Source organism: Blautia hominis, assembly GCA_002270465.1.
Taxonomy (GTDB): Bacteria; Bacillota; Clostridia; order Lachnospirales; family Lachnospiraceae; genus Blautia; species Blautia hominis.
Map to the genome: position 1 here is coordinate 373,412 of NQOF01000004.1, position 22,492 is coordinate 395,903.

The 22,492-nt window shown below is 47.3% G+C and carries 16 protein-coding genes; 13 read left to right on the top strand and 3 right to left on the bottom strand.

Translation table 11 applies throughout. The features are described from left to right. The first annotated feature begins 10 nt into the window (after positions 1-10). The 3 genes from CI595_RS15865 to metG all read left to right on the top strand — a co-directional run bounded on the left by CI595_RS15865 (position 11) and on the right by metG (position 4,569). Positions 11-1,408: an MFS transporter gene (locus CI595_RS15865; RefSeq protein ID WP_095174604.1), complete on the top strand. Its 1,398-nt coding sequence runs from the start codon at positions 11-13 to the stop codon at positions 1,406-1,408. Positions 1,409-1,794: 386 nt separating this feature from the next. Continuing rightward, positions 1,795-2,184 (top strand): HsmA family protein, encoded by a 390-nt coding sequence (locus tag CI595_RS15870; RefSeq protein ID WP_095174605.1) that lies wholly within the window; start codon positions 1,795-1,797, stop codon positions 2,182-2,184. A 384-nt stretch (positions 2,185-2,568) separates the two neighbouring features. Then, positions 2,569-4,569, top strand: coding sequence for a methionine--tRNA ligase (metG, locus tag CI595_RS15875; RefSeq protein ID WP_095174606.1), 2,001 nt, complete (start codon positions 2,569-2,571; stop codon positions 4,567-4,569). A gap of 67 nt (positions 4,570-4,636) precedes the next feature. Here the strand turns inward: metG and CI595_RS15880 are convergent, their stop codons facing one another. Further along, positions 4,637-5,137 carry a DUF2284 domain-containing protein gene (locus CI595_RS15880; protein ID WP_243135185.1) on the bottom strand — a complete coding sequence of 167 codons (501 nt, stop codon included), beginning with the start codon at positions 5,135-5,137 and terminating at the stop codon, positions 4,637-4,639. Between the two features lie 293 nt (positions 5,138-5,430). On the opposite strand from CI595_RS15880, the gene CI595_RS15885 reads away from it, so the two are divergent. The 7 genes from CI595_RS15885 (at position 5,431) to CI595_RS15915 (ending at position 12,892) form a co-directional block, all read left to right on the top strand. After that, entirely contained in the window at positions 5,431-6,441 is a 1,011-nt protein-coding gene (locus CI595_RS15885) for a LacI family DNA-binding transcriptional regulator (protein WP_162291897.1), read from the top strand. A 146-nt stretch (positions 6,442-6,587) separates the two neighbouring features. Further along, positions 6,588-7,853 (top strand): 6-phospho-beta-glucosidase, encoded by a 1,266-nt coding sequence (locus CI595_RS15890; RefSeq protein WP_095174608.1) that lies wholly within the window; start codon positions 6,588-6,590, stop codon positions 7,851-7,853. A 15-nt stretch (positions 7,854-7,868) separates the two neighbouring features. Beyond that, complete coding sequence (locus CI595_RS15895; RefSeq protein WP_095174609.1) at positions 7,869-8,861, top strand: N-acetylglucosamine kinase; 993 nt, start codon at positions 7,869-7,871, stop codon at positions 8,859-8,861. A 19-nt stretch (positions 8,862-8,880) separates the two neighbouring features. Further along, positions 8,881-10,221 (top strand): extracellular solute-binding protein, encoded by a 1,341-nt coding sequence (locus CI595_RS15900; protein ID WP_095174610.1) that lies wholly within the window; start codon positions 8,881-8,883, stop codon positions 10,219-10,221. Between the two features lie 28 nt (positions 10,222-10,249). Further along, a complete protein-coding gene (locus CI595_RS15905) occupies positions 10,250-11,128 on the top strand; it encodes a carbohydrate ABC transporter permease (RefSeq protein ID WP_095174611.1) in 879 nt (292 codons plus the stop codon). An 11-nt stretch (positions 11,129-11,139) separates the two neighbouring features. Continuing rightward, on the top strand, positions 11,140-11,976 hold the full coding sequence (locus tag CI595_RS15910) for a carbohydrate ABC transporter permease (protein ID WP_095174612.1): 837 nt from the start codon (positions 11,140-11,142) through the stop codon (positions 11,974-11,976). 25 nt (positions 11,977-12,001) lie between these two features. Further along, positions 12,002-12,892 carry a glucosamine-6-phosphate deaminase gene (locus tag CI595_RS15915; RefSeq protein ID WP_095174613.1) on the top strand — a complete coding sequence of 297 codons (891 nt, stop codon included), beginning with the start codon at positions 12,002-12,004 and terminating at the stop codon, positions 12,890-12,892. Positions 12,893-12,913: 21 nt separating this feature from the next. Here the strand turns inward: CI595_RS15915 and CI595_RS15920 are convergent, their stop codons facing one another. Further along, on the bottom strand, positions 12,914-13,753 hold the full coding sequence (locus CI595_RS15920) for an AraC family transcriptional regulator (RefSeq protein WP_095174614.1): 840 nt from the start codon (positions 13,751-13,753) through the stop codon (positions 12,914-12,916). 213 nt (positions 13,754-13,966) lie between these two features. Here CI595_RS15920 and CI595_RS15925 point away from each other — a divergent pair, with 213 nt between their 5' ends. Continuing rightward, positions 13,967-17,053, top strand: a complete 3,087-nt coding sequence (locus CI595_RS15925) for a glycoside hydrolase family 2 TIM barrel-domain containing protein (RefSeq protein WP_095174615.1) — start codon at positions 13,967-13,969, stop codon at positions 17,051-17,053. 189 nt (positions 17,054-17,242) lie between these two features. Then, positions 17,243-18,052, top strand: a complete 810-nt coding sequence (locus CI595_RS15930) for a tyrosine-protein phosphatase (protein ID WP_162291898.1) — start codon at positions 17,243-17,245, stop codon at positions 18,050-18,052. A gap of 140 nt (positions 18,053-18,192) precedes the next feature. Here CI595_RS15930 and CI595_RS15935 read toward each other — a convergent pair whose 3' ends face one another. Beyond that, positions 18,193-19,029 (bottom strand): alpha/beta fold hydrolase, encoded by an 837-nt coding sequence (locus CI595_RS15935; RefSeq protein ID WP_095174617.1) that lies wholly within the window; start codon positions 19,027-19,029, stop codon positions 18,193-18,195. An 809-nt stretch (positions 19,030-19,838) separates the two neighbouring features. Here CI595_RS15935 and CI595_RS15940 point away from each other — a divergent pair. Beyond that, positions 19,839-22,445: a cation-translocating P-type ATPase gene (locus CI595_RS15940; RefSeq protein WP_095174618.1), complete on the top strand. Its 2,607-nt coding sequence runs from the start codon at positions 19,839-19,841 to the stop codon at positions 22,443-22,445. Positions 22,446-22,492 lie beyond the last annotated feature (47 nt).

Genomic DNA, 22,492 nt, shown 5'->3' on the forward strand with positions numbered 1-22,492 from the left:
GAGAAGCGGTATGAAAAATGAAAACACTACAGGAATACAGCAGTCAGGCGGGAAACTGAGCTGGGGGACACGTGTAGCTTACGGATGCGGCGATACGGCCTGCAATGTGGTTTTCGGTATGATCAGTACGCTGCTCACACTGTTTTATACGGATTACGTGGGTATCAATGCAGCAACCGTAGGATTAGTTATGCTCTTATCCCGTATTTTCGATGGTGTATCAGATGCCATAATGGGGATCATTGTGGAAAAAACCAATACCAGGTGGGGAAAATCCAGGCCCTGGCTGCTGTGGATGTGCGTACCTTTTGCAATTTCGGCAGTGTTGCTGTTTGCAGTTCCCCAGTCTAAGGTGAGCATTCAATTTTTATATATGTTTGTCACTTATAACTTCTGCAATACAGTCTGTTATACGGCTATCAACCTTCCCTACAGCAGTCTTTCCGCTATGATGACAAGGGTTTCATCCGAGAGGGATATGCTGAGTATCGTCAGGATGGGGCTGTCCCCCTTTGGCCGTATATTGGCTGTGACCTGTACTATGCCGGTAGTGAAACTGTTTGGAGACGATCAGGCAGCCTGGGTGAAAACAATGGCAATGTGGGCAGCCATAGCTCTTGTGCTCCTGCTGATCTGCTTTTTCAAATGTGAGGAAAAAGTGGAGATTGAAGCAAAGAAAAACCAGAAAAAGGTTCCAGTAAAAAGTGCATTAAAAGCACTTGTATGTAACCAGTATTTTTGGGCGGTTGTGGTTTTATGGACTATGCAGAACGGAATTTACTGCATTACCGGAACCATACTCCCATATTACTGCAAATACATATTTGGTAATGATACCTGGATGTACAGTACCCTGTATCTGACAGAGACCCTATTGATCGTAGCAGTGACATTCTGTTGTCCTGTTCTGCTGAAAAAGTTTGGAAAGAGAAATATGTCCCTGGCCGGCATCTGGCTTGCGCTTATCGGTCAGCTTGTTTTCTTCCTGAACCCAACCAGTTTTCCCTGGATGGTCATGAGCTGCATCGTCCGTGCGGTTGGGCTTGCGCCTTTGAATGCGGTAGTATTTGGTTTCCTTGGAGATGTGGTTGAATTTGGTCAGTGGAAGACACATATTCGACAGGAGAGCTTGATCTTTGCAGGAAGTTCCGTGGGAATGAAACTGGGAGCCGGATTGTCTTCGGCAATAATCACAGGACTTTTATCGGCAGCCGGTTATATCAGTTCTTCCGCCGGTTCTGCCATGCAGCCCCAGTCGGCGGTGGATATGATCATTAATATCTATAAATTCGGCCCTCTTGTTGTCTGGGTGACAGTTCTTATAACCCTGACCCTCTACAAGCTGGATAAAAAATATCCGGCTATTATGCAGGAGCTTATTGAACGTGAATCCCGCGGAGAATTATAATAATACGACAAATATATGGGAACCATAAAGAATATGGATAACAGGAATGCCATAACATCGGCAGCGCATATGCCGGATTTGTTTATGGGATTATAAGTCAGGAGGGATTTCGATGCAGGAAAAGACCATCATCACGATCAGCCGCCAGTACGGAAGTGATCCTTGGTTATATCGAAAAGAGAGACCCGAAATGACGGGATATATAAGAGCCGGAGGACAGAGCAATGGAAAATTGCCCTGTCCTCCGGTTTTTCTCTTGTGCTTCCGGGCAGGCGTGCTATAATAGGGTAATGCTTGTAATTGTGCAGCATTTTCTGCCCTGCCGGGCGGCTGCTGCAGGACACGGGATAGCTGGCAATATATAAAAATAAAGGGGGCATATTTCTATGGACATGAAACTGATCATGGCTATAATAACCATTACACTGGCGCTTGTTTTCTATACCATAGGTGTTTTCTCAGAGCGAAGGGCGCATACCCTGAAAAAGCAGCATGTTTTCATTTTCTGGCTTGGCCTTGTTTTTGACACCACCGGTACTACGATCATGAGCTTTATCACAAAAGAAGGCGGCGGGGCACAGAACGGCATGGGTCTTCACGGCATAACAGGTGCGCTGGCCATTGTTCTGATGCTTTTTCACGCATTATGGGCAACTCTTGTGCTTGTGAAGAAAGATAAGAAGAAACAGGAAAGCTTTCACAAATTCAGTATTTTTGTCTGGCTTGTCTGGCTGGTACCTTATATTCTGGGCATGGTAATAGGTATGAGCCACTGACGTAACAGTTCAGCTTGTCTGAACTGTTACCCACTGACCGTAAAGACAAAATTTCCGGCTTTACAAAAAACAGGAAATGTGCTAGCATGAAATTTATAGTGGAAACACGAGGACGGAGAGAGTATGTACAGATTTTCTTTTACAGAGAAGTTCCGGGTGCTGAGAGGAACAAAGAGGACTGTGCGGAAGATGGCTCCTGAGAGGCGCACCGAACTGTAACCTGACATAAGCGGCAGGGGCAGCAAGGCTGCGACAGGTTCCGCCTGTTACAGCGGGAAGGTATGTAGGTACCTGATGAGGTCTGTGCTGTGAGGCGCGGATAAAAAGAAGTGGTAACACGGGTTAGGATGCTCGTCTTCTCATAATGAGGGGACGGGTGTTTTTTTGTTCCACAAGAAAGTAAAGGAGATACAAATGGACAGGAAAAAATATTATATCACCACAGCGATTGCCTACACTTCAGGCAAACCGCACATTGGCAACACTTATGAAGCAGTGCTGGCTGACAGTATCGCCAGATTTAAAAGACAGCAGGGTTATGACGTGTTCTTCCAGACAGGAACAGATGAGCACGGTCAGAAGATCGAGATGAAGGCAGAGGAAGCCGGTGTGACCTGCAAGGAATTTGTAGACCGGGTATCAGGGGAAATTAAAAATATCTGGGATATGATGAACACCTCCTATGACAAGTTCATCCGCACCACAGATGATCATCATGAAAAACAGGTACAGAAGATCTTCAAAAAACTGTACGACCAGGGTGACATCTACAAGGGGCATTATGAGGGGATGTACTGTACTCCCTGTGAATCCTTTTTCACAGAGTCCCAGCTTGTGGACGGCAAATGTCCGGACTGCGGACGCCCTGTAACTCCGGCCAAAGAGGAGGCATATTTCTTTAAGATGAGCAAATATGCAAAGCGCCTGATTGACCACATCAATGAACATCCGGAATTTATCCAGCCGGTTTCCAGAAAAAATGAGATGATGAACAATTTCCTGCTTCCGGGACTCCAGGACCTGTGTGTGTCCAGGACCTCATTTAAATGGGGAATCCCGGTTGATTTTGACCCGAAACACGTGGTGTATGTGTGGCTGGATGCCCTGACAAACTACATTACCGGAATCGGATACGACTGTGACGGGGAGAGTACAGAGCAGTTTAAGAAAGACTGGCCTGCAGATCTGCACTTGATCGGTAAAGACATTATCCGTTTCCATACTATTTACTGGCCCATTTTCCTGATGGCCCTTGATCTGCCCCTTCCGAAACAGGTATTCGGACATCCCTGGCTCTTACAGGGGGACGGCAAGATGAGCAAATCCAAAGGGAATGTCATCTATGCAGACCAGCTTGTAGACTTTTTCGGGGTAGATGCTGTGCGTTACTTCGTGCTGCATGAAATGCCCTTTGAGAATGATGGTGTCATTACCTGGGAACTGATGGTGGAGCGCTTGAATTCCGAGTTGGCCAACACCCTTGGAAATCTGGTAAACCGTACGATCTCCATGTCCAACAAATATTTTGACGGCATTGTGACCGGTACGGGTGTGACCGAGCCGGTTGACCAGGACTTAAAGGCAGTTGTCCTTGGAACAAAGAAAAAAGTGGAGGACAAAATGGAAGAGCTTCGTGTGGCGGACGCCATCACGGAAATATTCTCCCTGTTCAAACGCTGCAACAAATATATAGATGAGACAATGCCGTGGGCACTTGCAAAAGACGAGAGCAAGAAAGACCGTCTGGCAGAGGTGCTTTACAATCTGGTTGAGGGCATCTGTATGGGTGCATCCCTGCTGGAATCCTTTATGCCGGAGACCACAGAGAAAATCTTGTCCCAGTTAAATGCGGCAAAGAGGTCCTATGAGGAACTGGATCACTTCGGTTTATATCCGTCAGGCAGCAAAGTGACAGAGAAGCCGGAAATTCTCTTTGCACGTCTTGATGTGAAAGAAATCATAGAAAAAGTTGAAGCTATGCGTGCAGCCGAGGCGGCAGATAACGCACCGGAAGAAGAGAATAAGGAAGAGGAGCCTGTTGTGGATATAGAGGCTAAACCGGAAGTGACATTTGATGATTTTATGAAAATGCAGTTCCAGGTGGGTGAGATCATTTCCTGCGAGGAAGTGAAAAAATCCAAAAAACTTCTTTGCTCCCAGGTGAAGATTGGAAGTCAGGTAAAACAGATCGTCTCCGGTATCAAGGCAAGCTACAGGCCGGAAGATATGGTAGGCAAAAAAGTAATGGTCCTGGTGAATCTAAAGCCTGCAAAACTGGCAGGGATCTTATCTGAAGGAATGATCTTGTGTGCAGAGGGGCTGGACGGAGAACTGGCTCTTATGACACCGGATAAGGATATGCCGGCGGGTGCCGAGATTTGTTAAGCGGAAAATAAAGAGAAAATGCCGCGGGGATGTGCTGCATCATGGCACATTTCCCGCGGCATTTATTTTACTCAACAAGCAGTAGTCCAAAATGATTTTGCACTTGTCCCTTTTCACGTAAAGTATGAATTTCAATTCCATTATTACGAACAGTTCCGAAAACATCTATTCCGCAAGCCTCCATAGCGGGGACCGTCTTATCCGGGAAATTGCAGTTGTTTGGGTTGCATTTCTGGCATTTTTTACATGGTCCGCTGCCAAAAGCGATGACCTTGTAGTAATCATCTAAAAACAATTCTCTTGCCACTTTAACAGCCAGCGGCGTTACTATGCTCATCTCATGACAACGAAATAAGATTCCGTATTGAAAGCAGTTTATCATCTCTTGTGTCTCATTCCATGTTGGACAATTTGGCGGACAACAATGACTTTTGCCGTAGGTATTACATCCATACTTACAACGATAAATCGTCCATGCCGCTGTTTGTATGGTATCTGTTTTAATCGTTAAAGTTAGATCTGCACCACCTTCCTTTAAGAGGGCAAAGTATTTATCCATATTATCCATAATGTATTCCCCTATTAAATCTGCATTTATATTATTGTACCAATTGGCCAAAGTGCGTCTGCATAACTTTTTTTTGCTCCGAATCTGTTGTTTCTTTAAAGAATTATAACATGAGGGTAAAGAGCATGTCTATAAATGCAGGCAGCAGATTAAAGTCTTTATTTTCAGTAAATATTACAGAAAATACCGACATATTTTTGTGTAATAGGTAGGAATTAGATATAATGCACAAAAAGATATTGACGTGGAACGATACACATGATAGGATTGTACATGAAAAGAGGAGATACAATATGGTGACAATATATGATGTGGCAAAGAGAGCAGGTGTGTCAAAGACACTGGTATCCAGGGTCCTTAACAACCAGTCAGGTGTAAGCCCGGAGTCAAGGAGCCGCATTCGGGAGGCCATGAAAGAGCTTCATTACAAGCCAAATACACTGGCCAGGTCCCTGGTACTGCAGAGGACAAATGTTGTGGGGGTTATCCTGGACTCGTTGACAGAACAGTATTTCTTTGATGTGATCAAAGGGGTGGAAGATACCGTGAAAGAAAACCATTTCCGTGTTATCTTCTGCAGTGGGAGAAATGACAGAGGAGAGAAGGAAAACTATATAGATTTTTTCAGCAACGGGGCCACAGACGGAGCTATCATCTATGGAAGTGATCTGGATGATGCGGACCTGATCCGCAAACGCGCCGAGATGGAATTTCCTTTTGTAGTAGTGGAGAATGAGGTGGAGGACGCCAATGTAAACAACGTCCTGGTGGACAATACTTATGGCTCCAAGCTGGCTGTTGACCATTTAGTGGAAAAGGGATGCAGACGCATTATGCATGTCACAGGCGCTAAAGGAACAAAAGCGGGGCTGCGCAGATGGCAGGGATATCTGGCAGCCATGGAGCAGCAGGGCCTGGCACAATACATATCCGTTGTGGAGTGCGAGGAGTTTGGTGTTGACCAGGGCTATGATGCTGTGAAGAACTGGCTTATGGGGCATGGCAGGGAGGAACTGCCGGATGCCATATACTTTGGTGCGGACAATACAGCCTTTGGAGGCATGATAGCGCTTGAGGAGGCAGGGATCCGCATACCGGAAGGGATTAAGATTGTAGGGTTTGATGATGACAAGCCCTGGGGTGTGGAGAAGAGACTGAAGAAGCTGACAACGATCCGCCAGCCCTTGTATGAGGTGGGCGCAAAAGCAGTGCAGGTGCTTCTCGGGCAGATACAGAACCCGGAGACACCGAGACAGAAGATCATCATAAAACCGGAACTGGTCATCCGTGAGACAACAGAATGAATGATTAGGACAACAAGGAATATTCCTTGTTTGTTCTTTCAGATAAATGTGGAACGATACACAACAGAAACAGGCACATGTGAAGGATGTGTTTTTTCTATCGGGAAATGTGGAGCGCTACACAAACAATAAAGGAGGTCAATCATATGGAGGGAATGAAATTTACAATTGTGGGAGCAGGAAGCTCCTATACCCCGGAACTGCTGGACGAAATGGCGATGAGAAAGGAACAGCTTCCGGTAAAAGAGGTCATGCTTTATGACATTGATGAAAAACGACTGGGGATCATGGAGGGATTCTGCAGAAGATTTTCCAAAAAGCTTGGGCTGGATGTGGAGATCCGTGCAACTACCAGCCTGGACAAAGCGTTGTATGGTGCGGATTTCGTGGATACCCAGATAAGAGTGGGAGGCAACAAACAGAGAGTAAGGGATGAAAAGATCCCTCTGCAGTACAATCTGGTAGGCCAGGAAACCACTGGGGCAGGGGGAATGATGAAGGCCTTCCGGACGATTCCGGTCATGCTCGAGGTGGCCGAAAAAATGGAGGAACTGTCTCCTAATGGCTGGCTTATCAATTATACCAATCCCACAGGTCTTGTGACGGAGGCTGTTACCCGTTACACCAACGCCAATATCGCGGGATTTTGTTCCGGAGGTATTTTCCCCAAAATGTGGGCTAAACGGGCCCTGGGCATCCCCTATGAACAGGTACAGTATGATTACATGGGACTGAACCATATGAATTTCATCAGCAATATCACCATTGACGGACGCCCTGTCACAGAGGCAGAGTTTGAAAAGATCGCAGCACAGAACGATGATGTGGATTTGGAACTGATCAAGCTTTTAGGCGTGATCCCAAGTCCGTATCTGCAGTGGTATTACCATACCAATGAAAAAGTTGCCAAATTCAAGGCAGCGCCAAAAACACGCGGTGAGTATGTGCAGGACTTGGAAAAGGATGTATATGCCGCGTATGCGGATGAAACAAACTGCGAGAAGCCAGAAGCCCTGGCAAAACGAGGGGGCGGCGGTTATTCTGAGGTGGCTATGGGCTTCGTGAATGCAGTCTATAATAATGTGGATACTAAGATGGTGGTAAATGTACCAAACAAAGGTGCTGTCTCCTTCCTGCCTGACAGCGCAGTGGTGGAAGTGGGGTGCCTTGTAAACAAGACAGGGATGCAGCCGCTGCATGTGACGGAAGTTCCATCCATGTGCTGGGGCCTGGTGGCAGCGGTCAAGAACTATGAGCAGCTTGCCGTGGAAGCGGCAGTGGAGGGCGACGTGAGAAAGATGAAGCTGGCACTCCTGGCACATCCCCTTGTCCGCCAATGGGAATATGTGGAGAAGCTGGTACCTGAGCTTCTGGAAGCCAACAAAGAATATCTGCCCCAATTTCATTTATAAGCCAGGAGGCACAGTATGAAATATGTATTGGGTATTGATCAGGGCGGCAGTAAAACCCATGCCGTCTTAGCCGACCAGGAGGGAAATCTTCTGGGGATGGGAAAAAGCTACGGGGCATGCCATTCCAGCACCAGCCTGGAATATGCGGTGCAGGCAATCCTCCGGGCTGCTGACCAGGCTCTTTGCGGGTACGGCCTGGAAAGAGAGGATGTGACAGCAGTTCTGGGAGGCCTCACAGGAATCGACTGGGATTACGAGGCAGAACTATTGGAAAATGAGTTACAGAAACATTTTCCGAAATCGGATGTGAAAATTGTAAATGACTGTATCATTGCCATGCGTGCCGCAACCAGAAAACAGCAGTGCGGAATCCTGTGCGCAGGTTCAGGTCTGAACTGCGCGGTACAGAACGGGGAGGACTGTTTTGTGTATGGATTTTATATTCCGGATGAGTATCAGGGAGGCTGGAGTCTGGGAAAAAAGGCGGTCCAGGCAGTGTTTGACGCTCATATGGGGCTTCTGGAAAAGACATCGCTGACACCGCGTCTGCTGGAACATTTTCAGGCACGTACCGTGGATGAACTGCTCTATATGCAGGTCACAGGAAAGATCAAGAGCAGCGACTATCTGAGCCTGCCGATCATACTTGAGGAAGCTGCCCGGGAGGGTGACAGGACGGCAGGGGACATCTGGATAGAATATGGAAAAAAAATAGTGTCCTTCCTGGAAGCGCGCATGAACAAAATGGGAATTTTGGGGTGCGACACGGATATTGTACTCTCAGGAAGTATCTTTAAGTGTAAATTCCGGGGATTTCAGGAAGCAGTGGAGGAAGAAATATTAAAAAGGATACCCGGAGCCAATGTGATCGCAGCCGAATATGAGCCGGTCATAGGAGCAGTGCTGATGGGGCTGAAAAGAACGAACAAAATCATGACGGGTAAGGTTTATGGGAACATTGAAGAAGGAGCAGGCAGATTTCCGGTGAGAAGGCTGGAAAATATCTAGTGGGAAAAGGAGAAAAAATATGAGAGCAAAAAAAGTATTGGGGTTTGTACTGGCAGGAACTATGGCGGTGGCATTGATGGGATGCGGCGGAAACGGAGGCAGTTCAGAGGAAAAGAAAGAATCGGGGAAAAGTGAGAGCAGCCAGGCATCAGAGGATGAGATCAACCTGACCTTCTGGCATATATGGCCGGATGCGGAGATGAGTGAGATCGTAGACAGCTATGTGGATCAGTTTGAGGAAGAGCATCCCAATGTGCATATTGAGGCTGTTGCAACACAGGAGGTTGAATATCAAAATAATAAACTGAAAGTTGCAGCCGCAACAGGTTCCCAGGGAGATGTGTTTGTGTGCTGGGGCGGGGGTTACGCGAAGAATTATGTGGATGCAGGGAATGTGCTCCAGCTTGATGAACTGATGGAGAAAAATAATACAAAGGACGAGCTGCTGGACGGTACGCTTACATATGGCACATATGATGATAAAGTGTACGGTCTGCCGCTGAAACAGTGGGCAGGCGCCCTGTTCTGCAATAAAGAACTGTTTGAGGAGTACAACGTAAAGATACCGGAGACATACGAAGACCTGCTTCAGGCAGTGAAGGCCTTCCGTGCCGAGGATGTGACACCCATGGCTTTGGGGGCAAAGGACGGGTGGCATATCGGAATGATCCAGAATGCCCTTGCAGTGCGGACAGAAGGCGCGGACTACATGAACCGTGCGCTGCAGGGTGAGGAGACCCTGGATACCGAGGGAATCGTAAAATCCGCCCAACTGCTGTGCGAGTTAAATGAAGCAGGTGCTTTTCCGGATGGAACGCTGGGACTTGGGGCGGAAGAAGCTCAGGAGGAGTTCTATATGGGAATGGTTCCCATGTACTATGGCGGAAGCTGGGTGGCATCAGGCTGCGACAGCGATGAGAATGATATCCAGGGAAAGATCAAGGCAGTGCCAATGCCAACAGTGGATGGAGGAAAAGGCGGTGTCAACAGTTTCTCAGGGGGTGCCATTGATATGATCATGCTGAACGCAAACACGAAATATCCGGATATGGCATATGAATTTGCGGTAGGGATCACAAAATATATGTCTGAGGAGGCATACAAAATCGGGGACAGCCTTCCGGCATGGAAGGTAGATGTAGATGAGTCCGAGGTAAGCCCCACTTTAAAGCAGATTGAAAACCTGATCAAAGATGCGGACGGTTATGTGCTGGCTTGGGATACTTTCCTGGAAGGAACCGCAATAGAGAAACATTACGAACTGCTCCAGGGACTGATCGCCGGTACAACAACACCGGAAGAATTTGCAGCGGGAATGCAGGAGGCGCAGGTTCAGGTGAAAAAAGGGGATACGGAGTAAGTACAGAGAGGGAAAGTGAGGCAGTAGTATGGAACGAGCATTGAGGGATAAAAAAGCAATATGTATTTTTGTACTGCCGGCACTTATATGGTTTTGCGCGATTGCGTTGTTCCCGGTGTTTCAGTCAGCAGGCTACAGCCTGCTGGACTGGGACGGGGTGACTGAGGCAAAATTTATCGGTGCGGCAAATTATATTAAAATGTTCCAGGACCCTCTGTTTTTTAAATCCATCTGGAATTCAATCTTACTGGCCGCTGCTTCTGTGTTTATCCAGCTCCCCATCTCCATGATATTGGCGCTGGTGCTTGCCGGCGGCGTCCGGGGTGAGAACTTTTACAGAAATGCATTTTTTGTCCCGGTCATTATTTCAGGCACGATCATTGCACATCTGTGGCTGAAGATTTATCACCCTTCTTATGGCCTTTTAAACATGGGATTGGGAGCTGTGGGACTGGATGCTCTGCAGAGGGAATGGCTGGGCGATAAGGGGACAGCGCTTCTGGCCTGCTTTGTTCCCATGGTATGGCAGTATATCGGATATCATATGCTGCTGCTGTATTCTGCAGCCAAGTCCATTTCACCGGAGATCATCGAGGCGGCTCATGTGGACGGTGCCAACAGATTCCAGACTGCTGTGAGGGTCATCATACCGATGATCGTGCCAATGATAAAAGCCTGTGTGATCTTTGCCATCATCGGTTCCCTGAAATCCTTTGATCTGATATATATTCTGACCAACGGCGGACCTGTCCACGCCTCAGAAGTGCCATCGCTTCTGATGTACAAGAAGATATTTGTGACAAATGAATATGGGTATGCCAGTGCCATAGCAATCTTCATTATTTTGGAATGCCTGGTATTTACGTTTGTGGTTCAGAAAATATTTAATCATATCCAGAAAGATTAGGAGGAACCGGTATGAAAAGGAGAAATTCAAAACTAAAGAAGACCGGTACGGTTAAAACGATTATTTTACTCTTTATTACAGTGATCCAGTTGTTTCCGCTTTACTGGATGTTTACGTTTTCCCTGAAAAGCAACCGTGAGATCTTTGGGGGAAATATTGTGGGGCTGCCGGAAAACTGGGAGTGGGAAAACTATTCTAAGGTTTTTGAAAAGGCCCATCTGGGCAGATATTTGTTTAACAGTACAGTGGTTACCGGGCTTACCATTGCATTTACTCTGATACTGTCCGCTATGGCTACTTACGCCATTGTGCGGCTGAAATGGAAACTGAGCAAATTGGTTTATTTCATTTTCCTGACAGGGATGATGCTCTCCATCCATGCGGTGCTGCTTCCATTGTTTGTAAATATGAAACCCGTGCTGGACACTTACTGGGCGCTTATTATCCCCTATGTGGCATTTGCCATGCCCACGGCTATTTTGCTGATGGTGGGGACATTGGAGTCGCTGCCAAAAGAGCTGGAGGAAGCCGCATTTATCGACGGGGCAAATATTTACAGGGTTTTCTGGCAGATCATTATGCCGCTGTTAAAGCCCATACTGTCTACGGTTGCTATCCTTACCTTTTTGTCTGCATGGAATGAGATGATGCTTGCCATTGCGTTTGTAAGCGGAGAAAAGTATAAGACCATCACCGTGGGCGTCAACGATATGGTGGGAAAATATTCTACCAAATGGGGACTTATCGGTGCAGGGCTGACCATTGCCACTATTCCGACGCTGTTTTTATATGTATTTCTGAGCAAGAACATTCAGAAGAGTCTTGCTATGGGTGCAGTGAAGGGCTAAGAGCAGATAATAAAGAGGTGAGAGCATGAAAAAAATATGCAGATGTCCGTACATTCCCTGCAAATACAGGAATCACTGTACGGCTTGTATTATACAGAACAAGGAGGATAAAACATTGCCTAACTGCATGGAAGAGATCGCGGAAAATATGGGAGCATGTCTTCCCATTAAGATTCCGGCAACAGAAGTTATGCCGGATATGGAAGGTATGTCCAGACGGTGCGCAGAGCTTGTGAAAGCGTGTCTGGATGAGAAGCGGGACGCGCTGCTGTGTTTTCCGGCAGGCAGCACGGTGGTAAGGACCTGTGAGATCCTGAAGGAAATGAAAGAACAGGGACTTATTGATTTTTCCCAGGCGGAATTTGTTGCGCTGGATGAGTGGCTGGATTTGGAGGACGAGAGCGAAAACTGTACAAACTTTTTGAAGCAGCACCTGTATGGCCCGCTGGGGATCCGGCCGGAGAAGATGCATCTGTTTCAGATCCATGCAGAGGATCTGGAGGAAGAGTGCAGGCGGATAGATGGGATCATATCCAGCCGCGGGGGCATCGATCTTATGCTGCTGGGGCTGGGTATGAACGGCCATCTGGGACTGAACGAGCCGGGAGGAGATTTTGAGGATTATGCCAAGGTGGTAAACCTGTCGAAGACCACCATGAATGTAGGGCAGAAATATTTCTCCGGCCCTATGAAACTGACCAGGGGAATCACACTTGGAGTACATCACATGTTTGAGGCAAAGAAGGTGATCCTGCAGGTTTCGGGAAAGGCAAAGCAGGATATTGTAAAGAAAATGTATTATACACAGCCCACACAAGAACTGCCGGGTACTGTCCTGAAGCTTCTTCCGGGAGGCCTGGTGGTCCTGGATGAGGATGCCGCCAAGGGGATTCGGGAGCTGTTGGCAGAATCATAGAAAACATCTGTGCAGACAGGGTCATGTTTTCCGGTATCCCGCCGGAGACACCCCTGTCTGCTTTTTGAAGATCCTGCTGAAATACAGGGGATTGTCATATCCCACCAATGTTCCGATCTCACTGACCGTATAGTCCGTAGTCTCCAAAAGCTCCCTGGCCCTGCGGATTCGGACGGAGGTGAGATACTTAAGAGGCGGCACATTCATGTACTGCTTAAAGCTGCGGATAAACCAGCATGTGCTCATGTGCTGCTGTCTGGCATACTCTTCAATTTTTATGTCCCGGTAATAATTTTCATTAAAGTAATGGATTGCTTTTTCCATCTCTTTTTGAATCCTGTGTCTCTCCCCCGGCCCCTCCATGCAGTGGCGGCGCACCAGCAGAAGAAGCTGCTCTAAAAGCAGAGGAAGCAGGTCCTCATAGGCAGGGCGGAACACCTGAAGTTCCCGTATCATCTGGAAGAAAAGATCCCTGTATTCAGAGAACACACCTGCATAGAGAATTTGATTTTGTGTAAACCCGGCTTCCTCTAGGAGAGATTCTGCCCGGTATCCGGTAAAGTGGACCCAGAAGGCCTCCGGCTTGTCTTTTCCGTAATACACATATTCCTGGCGGACGAAGGGCCGCAAAAGGACCATATTCCCCTCACTCACTTCCACTTTTTCCTGGCCTATGGTAAACCAGGCACTCCCGGAAGCAATATAGATAAGCTGGTAATCGGCCCGGCCTTTGGGTCTTAATGTGGACATGGAAGGGCGGGAGATAACTCTATATACTCCGCTGCTGTTAATGCGCAGGGGAACCTGCATATTTTCCAAATCTGTTTCCGCGTGGTTCAGATATCCGGTGTTTACATACATAGGGCGGTGCTCCTTCTTTGCTTTTGCAGTTTTGTTCTTTCTTTTCTTGATTGTATCATTTTGTGCATGTTTTGTCTAATACAGGATATGGATTTTGCTGTTCTGTCTTTTATAATAGGCAGTATGAGGCGGCTTTTCGGCAGGTCCGCATATTTACTGCGCCGGTCCGGAAAAGTCACAGTATAAAATACATTTTCAGGAGGGCTATGACCAATGATTGTACCCAGATATTATGAAAACCTTCACATGCTGCACGAGAACACCATGCCGAACAGGGCCTATTATATACCTGCCGGCACACAGAGAGACGACCTGTGTGAGAACAGAGAGAATTCCGACAGATTCCAGCTTCTGAACGGTAACTGGAAATTCAAATATTTTGACAGTATCTATGACCTAAAAGAAGAATTCTTCAGAGAGGGATACGATACAGGAAGTTTTGAGGAGATCCCTGTACCGGGATGCTGGCAGAATTTTGGATATGACAAGCACCAGTACACCAATACACGTTATCCATTCCCTATGGACCCGCCGTATGTGCCCCAGGAGAACCCCTGCGGTGCTTATGTACATACCTTCAATTATGCACAAAATGAAAGTGCTCCAAAAGCTTATCTTAATTTTGAAGGCGTGGATTCCTGCTTTTATGTATGGGTAAACGGCAGCTATGCGGGCTACAGTCAGGTATCACATTCCACAAGTGAATTTGACGTGAGCAGCTTTTTGAGAGAGGGCGAGAACACCCTGGCGGTGCTGGTCCTGAAATGGTGCGACGGCAGTTATCTGGAGGACCAGGACAAATTCCGCATGAGCGGCATTTTCAGGGATGTATATCTGCTCAAACGTCCTGCACAGGGAATTTTTGACTATTTCCTGACAACAGATATTGCGCCGGATGGAAAGAGCGCGGCAGTGGACGTAGCAGTGACGTATTTCAATGAAGCGGTGCCTGTAAAAATCTCTGTCTATGATGCAGAGGGAAGTCTGGCAGCCGAGAGCAGCCAGGTTACAGAGGACGGCAGGATCAGTATAACCCTTCAGGACCCGGTTCTCTGGAACGCGGAGGAACCATACCTGTACACCGTAGTTTTGGAAGCAGGGGGAGAGGTCATCACGGACCGCATGGGTATCCGTGAAATCTGCAGCAAAGACGGAGTGGTTTACATAAATGGAATAAAAGTGAAATTCCACGGCACCAACCGTCACGACAGTGACCCTGTCACAGGATTTACCATCAGCCTGGAACAGATGAAAAAAGATTTACAGCTCATGAAAGAGCACAATATCAACTGTATCCGTACCAGCCACTACCCAAATGCGCCGCAGTTCTATCAGCTCTGTGACGAATATGGTTTCTTTGTCATAGATGAGGCGGATAATGAGAGCCATGGAACCGCGGATATCTATATGGAGGATGATTCCTGGGAGGAGAGGGCATCCAGATGGAACCATGCCATTGCGGATAACCCTGCCTTTACAGAATCCACTGTGGACAGGACACAGCGCTGCGTGCACAGAGACAAGAACCGTCCCTGCGTGGTGATCTGGTCCATGGGAAATGAATGTGCATATGGATGCACCTTTGAGGCAGCGCTTGCCTGGACAAAGGAATTTGACCATACAAGACTGACCCATTTTGAGAGCGCCCGCTATACAGCAAAGGATAAAAAGTATGATTATTCCAACATAGACCTGCACAGCCGGATGTACCCTGCCATTGAGGAGATCCATCAGTATTTTGCGGAGAATCCCGACAAACCGTATGTTATGTGCGAATATTGCCACGCAATGGGCAACGGCCCCGGTGACTTTGAGGATTATTTCCAGGTTATCCAGCAGTATGACGGCGCCTGCGGCGGTTTTGTATGGGAGTGGTGTGACCATGCCATTTACATGGGCAAGACCATTGAGGGCAAAAAGAAATACGCCTACGGCGGGGACCATATGGAATATCCCCAGGACGGCAATTTCTGTATGGACGGACTGGTGTACCCTGACCGTACACCCCATACCGGACTTCGGGAGTTTAAGAATGTCCACCGCCCGGCCAGAGTGGTTTCTTTTGACCAGGAGAAAAAAGAGGCAGTTCTTCACAATTACATGGATTATGTAAACTTAAAGGACTATCTCTATATCACTTATACTGTAAACTGTGACGGGACCATTATTGGAGAAGGAGAGATCTGCCCGGACAATATGCCGGATATCAGTGCGCACAATGAGGGGATCCTTGCACTTTCTTATGAGGTGCCCAAAGCCGGCAAATGCTATCTGAAACTGGAATACCATCTGCAGAATGCAACAAAATTCCTGCCGGAAGGCTTTAAACTGGGCTTTGATGAAATGCAGCTTCAGACAGAGGATATGAGAAACCAGAAAGCTGTCAAGATTCTGGAAGTGACAGAGGAATCAGGAGAAACAGGCAAAGTGGCTGGGCAGCCGCCTGTATTCAGTGTGGCTCAGGATGACAGAAACCTGTTTGTGAGCACAGATAAATTCTCCTACACCTACGACAAGCTTACCGGGTTATTCTCCGAACTTAGTTATGTAAACTGTAAAGTACTGGAACGCCCAATGGAATACAACGTTTGGAGAGCACCCACAGACAACGACAGAAACATAAAGAATATCTGGAGAAAAGCAAAATACGACAAGATCGTGACCAGAGCTTACCGCACAGACTATACCGTTTTGGAGGATGAGGTGCAGATCCACACGGTTCTGTCGGTTTCAGCGATCATCATCCAGAGGATTCTGGATATTGATGCCACATGGACCATTCATGCCAACGGAAGGATTGACGTGAAGCTGGATGTGAAGAAAGATCCGGAATTCCCGGAACTTCCAAGATTTGGTCTTCGTCTGTTCCTGCCCCGTGATATGGCTGAGATCAGATATTATGGATTAGGCCCTGTGGAAAGCTATCAGGACAAACGGAAAGCAAGCTATCATGATGAGTTCCATGCCAGTGTAAAAGACCTGCATGAAGATTATATCCGTCCTCAGGAGAACGGCAGTCACGATGACTGTGATTATGTGAAGGCGGAGGGTAGCAGAATCAGCCTTGCAGCAGTCAGCGCCGGTACATTCTCCTTTAATGCATCAGTATATACCCAGGAGGAGCTTACCGAAAAGGCTCATAATTATGAGCTGAACGCTTCACCTTATACCGTGCTCTGTCTGGATTACCGCCAGAACGGTATCGGTTCCAACAGCTGCGGTCCCAGACTTCTGGAGCAGTACCGCTTTGTTGAAAATGAATTTACCTTTGCAATCAGCCTCCTTCCGGTGGTAAAATAATAGCATAACTGAAAATATGAAATGGGGATGCGGACGGCCTACTCTGCGGGACAGCAGACGCGGCAGGCGGCAGCCCCATTTTCGTACGCGGAATCTTTGGCCCGGAGGCGGTTTTGCATGGACTTTTGCCTGTAACTGCGAGGGCACAAAACAGTTACACATTACAGTTTATTTATGGAGGAGGATACTATGTGCAGCAGGATTGAAATGGAAGGCCCTGTTTATAATACACGGGATTTGGGAGGATATACAGGAAAGGACGGCAGGAGCATCAGACCTCACCGCCTGATAAGGAGCGGTGCCCTTGGAAAATGTACAGAGTCTGATATCAGGCGTCTGACAGAGGAATATGGACTGAAAACAGTCGTGGACTTAAGAACGAACGGCGAGAGAACTGAGTTGCCGGACCCCGAGATAAAGGGAATAGAATTCATACATGATCCCCTTTTAAGTGACACCATGCTGGGAATCACCAGGGAAGGCCAGGAGCAGGCGGACAGTCTTTCTGCCATGATCCAGGATCTGCTGAAAGAGGCAGAAAACCATCCTAAAGAAAAAATGGAAGCCATCTATCTGGCGCTTGCCTCAGACACCTTTTCCGTCACAGGGCTGAAACATTTCTTTGAGATCCTCTTAGCTCAAAAAGAAGGGGCTGTCCTCTGGCACTGCTCTGCAGGAAAAGACCGGGTGGGCACAGCCACAGCACTTCTTCTGACCGCGCTGGGCGTGGACCGGGAAGTGATCATCCGGGATTATCTCCTGACGAACGGATATCTGGAGCCGGAGACAGAGGCCATGATCGCAAAGGTGGCTGAAAAGGTTCAGAACGAACGCATTCTAAATGGAATCCGTATTTTAAACGGAACGGAGAGAAGTTACATAGAGGCTATGTTTGCGGAGACAGAGAGACAGTGTGGGAGTACAGATGCATTTCTGAGGGAGCGGCTGGGGCTTACGGATGAGAAAACAGAGAGATTGAGGGATATGTATCTGGAGTAGAGGAGAAAAAGCAGATGTGTGTTACCTCTTATGTTTACGCCTGTCGGGAGAGGTATCACTAATACAGAATTTTGAATGTTGTCACCTTATAGGCTGTTAGCCGCATGGGAAAATTGGTAACTGTTCTGCCGGCTGAACAGTTACCAAAATTGAATTATTGATTCAGCGATTATATCAGGGGATTCCCGGTGAACATAATGGCCGCATGTTAAATCAATGAAATGGGCGTTCTCATTAGAGAAAAAATAATCCCTTTGTATTTGGCCCCATGCAGGAACTCTTTTCAGATTTGCCTTATCATTTGATAAAAAGCACAACAAGGGAACCTGAGGGCATTTCCCTCTTTCAACTTTAGCAGCATTTTCTTTTACATGGTCTATTTCATCCATCATATTTTTACTTAGCAATTGTTTGGAAGTAATAAATTCCATTGCCGCCCGTTCCGTTTTATCCAAAATATTATCTTTCACAGCAGGATGATTTTTAACCATAACTGTTGCAAGCGGTCTGCGCAGAAGGTGTCCAAACCGAGCCAGAAGAGAAAAGTATTTTGGCGTTTCCATAAACCGATATACCTGTGGGACAGCCATGTCAAGTCCTATGATGGCAGCAACTTCGGCGGGATATTTTTGTGCCCAGTATATGGCTTCCAGGCCGGAAAGGGAATGGGCTGCCGGAATAAATGGGCCAGTTATATCTGCCTGCCTTAAGGCTTCTCTTGTTTCTTCCAGGATGGTGTTAATATCCCGCGGATGATTGCTCTGTCCACTCCATCCATACCCTGGGCGCTCAACTACTATGATATGGAACTGTTCTTTCAGCAGATTCCATAATGGTTTAAAATCATATGTAGGACATTCCGTGCCGGAACCGGCCAAAAATACAATAGGGGTATGTATTGCCTTGATTGAAGGGGATATAGAGAAAACGTGCATATATGTATCATTTACTTTTACCATTTTGCCTGGAGCTTTCATGTTTTCCTCCTAAATTGATATTACAATTTTCCCGTATTACACTGCAGAGGCTTCCCACAGCAATATAGTTGTCAGAAATAGATTATGTCTCAACACTTCCCGCGTCGATGACTGCATTGCTGCCAATGGTCACACCCGGCGGAATAAAAGCGCTGCCGCCAATCTACATTTTGCCGCCGATAATGACAGGCGCAGAAATCCACTGTGCTATTTCAACAGGACGGTGATAGTTTTCCGTGTTTTTTTCATTATAAGTCTTCCGGAGACTTTATTCAAGAAAAAGGCAAAAGAGTCAATACACATCGGCTGGCAGGAATATTTTCCAAATTTGTCATTGACAGTTGAAAGCCAATCGGTTATAGTATCCATTAATAAGAGGGAGTAGCTGGCGCCGCAGGCGTTTGCGATATCGTCAATCTCGATGGGAGAAATCCCGTCCGTATCGTGATGAAACAGCGAGACTTTTATTGCATGCTTGTTGTGCAGTAAAAGCCTCGCTTTTTTGCGTTACAGGCCATAAGAGACCACTGGTCTTTACAGAGCCTGTAACGCAAAACGGTATGAAAGAGGTTTTTATAAAGCACACTAGAGATAAGTAGTATGTGTCCGTAACTGTTCAGTACCTTCACAGTTGCAAGCAAAAATCCATGCAGAAGCGCCATTGGCGATGGGATCTTTGCCTGGCTGCTGAATATTTTCTTACGGTCGGCGCAGTAAATGCGCAGACCTGCTGAATAGTTAGATGTATCCGCACATGGAACTATGGCAGCAGTGCATAGGTTCCGCAAAAAACGTTTGGAGGAGAGCGAATGAAAGAATTTTATCAAATGTCGAGGACAGAGGCGCAGAAAACCATCAATGGAAGTACGCAGCCTTTGACAAACCAACAGATTAAGGCCAATCAGGAAAAATACGGCCCTAATGCTCTGGTGGAAGAAAAGAAAAAATCCATTCCGCAGATTTTCCTTGAGCAGTACAAGGATTTCCTTGTTATCATCCTGATCGTAGCTGCCATTGTTTCCGGTGTCCTGGGAGAAATGGAAAGTGCCATTGTCATCCTGGTGGTGATCACCATGAATGCCATTCTGGGCACCGTGCAGACCGTGAAGGCAGAGCAGTCTCTTGACAGCCTGAAAGCCATGTCAGGACCTGAGGCAAAAGTGCTGCGAAACGGAGATGTGGCAAAGATACCGTCTGACCAGGTCACAGTAGGCGATATTGTCATGCTGGAGGCCGGGGACTATGTACCGGCTGACGGACGCATTCTGGAAAATGCCAGCCTCAAAGTAGATGAAAGCGCACTGACAGGTGAGAGTCTGGGTGTGGATAAGACAGAAGACCCCATCGAAGGCCAGGTGCCTCTTGGTGACAGAACCAATATGGTGTTCTCCGGAAGCTTTGTCTCCTACGGGCGGGGTTCCTTCCTTGTAACCTCCATCGGCATGGAGACAGAGGTGGGAAAAATTGCGAAGCTGCTGAAAACCACATCGGAGAAAAAGACACCCCTGCAGATGAACCTGGACCAGTTTGGACAGAAGCTGTCCATCATAATCCTGGTTTTCTGCGGCATTCTGTTTGGAGTTAGTGTTTTCAGGGGAGAATCCTGGGGAGAGGCATTCCTGTTTGCCGTGGCCCTTGCTGTAGCAGCCATCCCGGAGGCGCTCAGTTCTATTGTCACCATTGTGCTTTCTTTTGGAACACAGAAGATGGCAAGGGAACATGCCATCATTAGAAAACTGCAGGCGGTAGAAGGTCTTGGAAGTGTATCTATCATCTGCTCAGACAAAACAGGCACCCTGACCCAGAACAAAATGACTGTGGAATATTACTATGTGGAGGGCCGTGAGATTCCGGCAAAGGATATTGACTTGGATGACCCGGCACAGAAACAGCTCCTCCGTCACAGCATCCTCTGCAATGACTCCACCAATAAAAACGGCGAGGAGATTGGAGACCCCACAGAGACGGCCCTCATCAATCAGGGGGATAAACTGGGACGCCCCGCAGAGGTAGTACGTGACAAATACCCCAGATGCAGTGAGGTACCTTTTGACAGTGACCGTAAAATGATGTCCACCCTTCATAATTTAAGAGAGGGTGCAACCATGATCACAAAAGGCGCGGTGGATGTTCTTTTAAACCGTGTCTGTTCCATCCAGAAAAATGGTGAGATCGTGCCCATTACAGAGGAGGACCGCATTGCCATTGAAAACCAGAACCAGAATTTCTCCAGAAATGGCCTCCGTGTTCTGGCATTTGCCTATAAAAGAGTGGAAAATGGTAAACAGCTCTGTGTGGAAGATGAAAAGGACCTGGTATTTTTGGGACTCATCGCTATGATGGACCCGCCGCGTGAGGAGTCAAAGGACGCGGTTGCGGAATGTATCAGTGCGGGAATCAAACCCATCATGATCACAGGTGACCACAAGGTGACTGCAGCGGCTATCGCAAAACGTATCGGTATTCTGAAGGACGAATCAGAAGCCTGTGAGGGCGCTGTGATCGAGAACATGTCGGATGAGGAGCTGCAGGACTTTGTGGAAGGCATTTCCGTCTACGCGCGTGTTTCACCGGAACATAAGATCCGTATTGTCAGGGCATGGCAGGAAAAGGGAAATATTGTGTCCATGACAGGGGACGGCGTCAATGACGCTCCGGCTCTAAAACAGGCCAACATCGGTGTGGCGATGGGGATAACGGGAACTGAGGTCTCCAAGGATGCTGCATCCATGGTGCTGACGGATGACAACTTTGCAACCATCGTCAAAGCCGTGGAAAACGGCAGAAATGTTTATAAGAACATTAAAAGTGCCATCCAGTTCCTGCTCTCAGGAAATTTTGCGGGAATTCTGGCAGTATTATATGCATCCCTTGCAAATCTGCCCGTACCGTTTGCGCCGGTGCATCTGCTGTTTATCAACCTGCTGACAGACAGCCTTCCGGCTATCGCCCTGGGACTGGAACCTCATACGAAAGATGTCATGAAGGAAAAACCCCGTCCCATGAATGAGTCCATACTGACCAGAGATTTTCTCTCCTATATCGGGACAGAAGGCCTTGTGATCGGTATTATGACTATGATCGGTTTTTACATTGGATATCAGCAGAGTCCGCTGCTGGCTATGACTATGGCATTCGGTACCCTGTGTACCTCCAGACTTGTCCATGGATTTAACTGCAAATCCGTAAGACCTGTTTTATTTACTAAGAAATTCTTTAATAATATTTACCTCATCGGTGCATTTGTGTTAGGATTAGTATTGATCACCTCTGTGTTGATGATACCGGGTCTGCATAAGATCTTCAGCGTGCAGACATTGAACATGGCACAGCTTTTCACAGTGTATGGCTTGTCCATTGCCAATCTGCCGGTTATCCAGGCACTTAAATGGGTCCGTGCCAAACTGAAAAAGTAAAGAGAAGGTTACTGTTCACGGTTGACGAGAGGGGAGAAGGAGAGGAG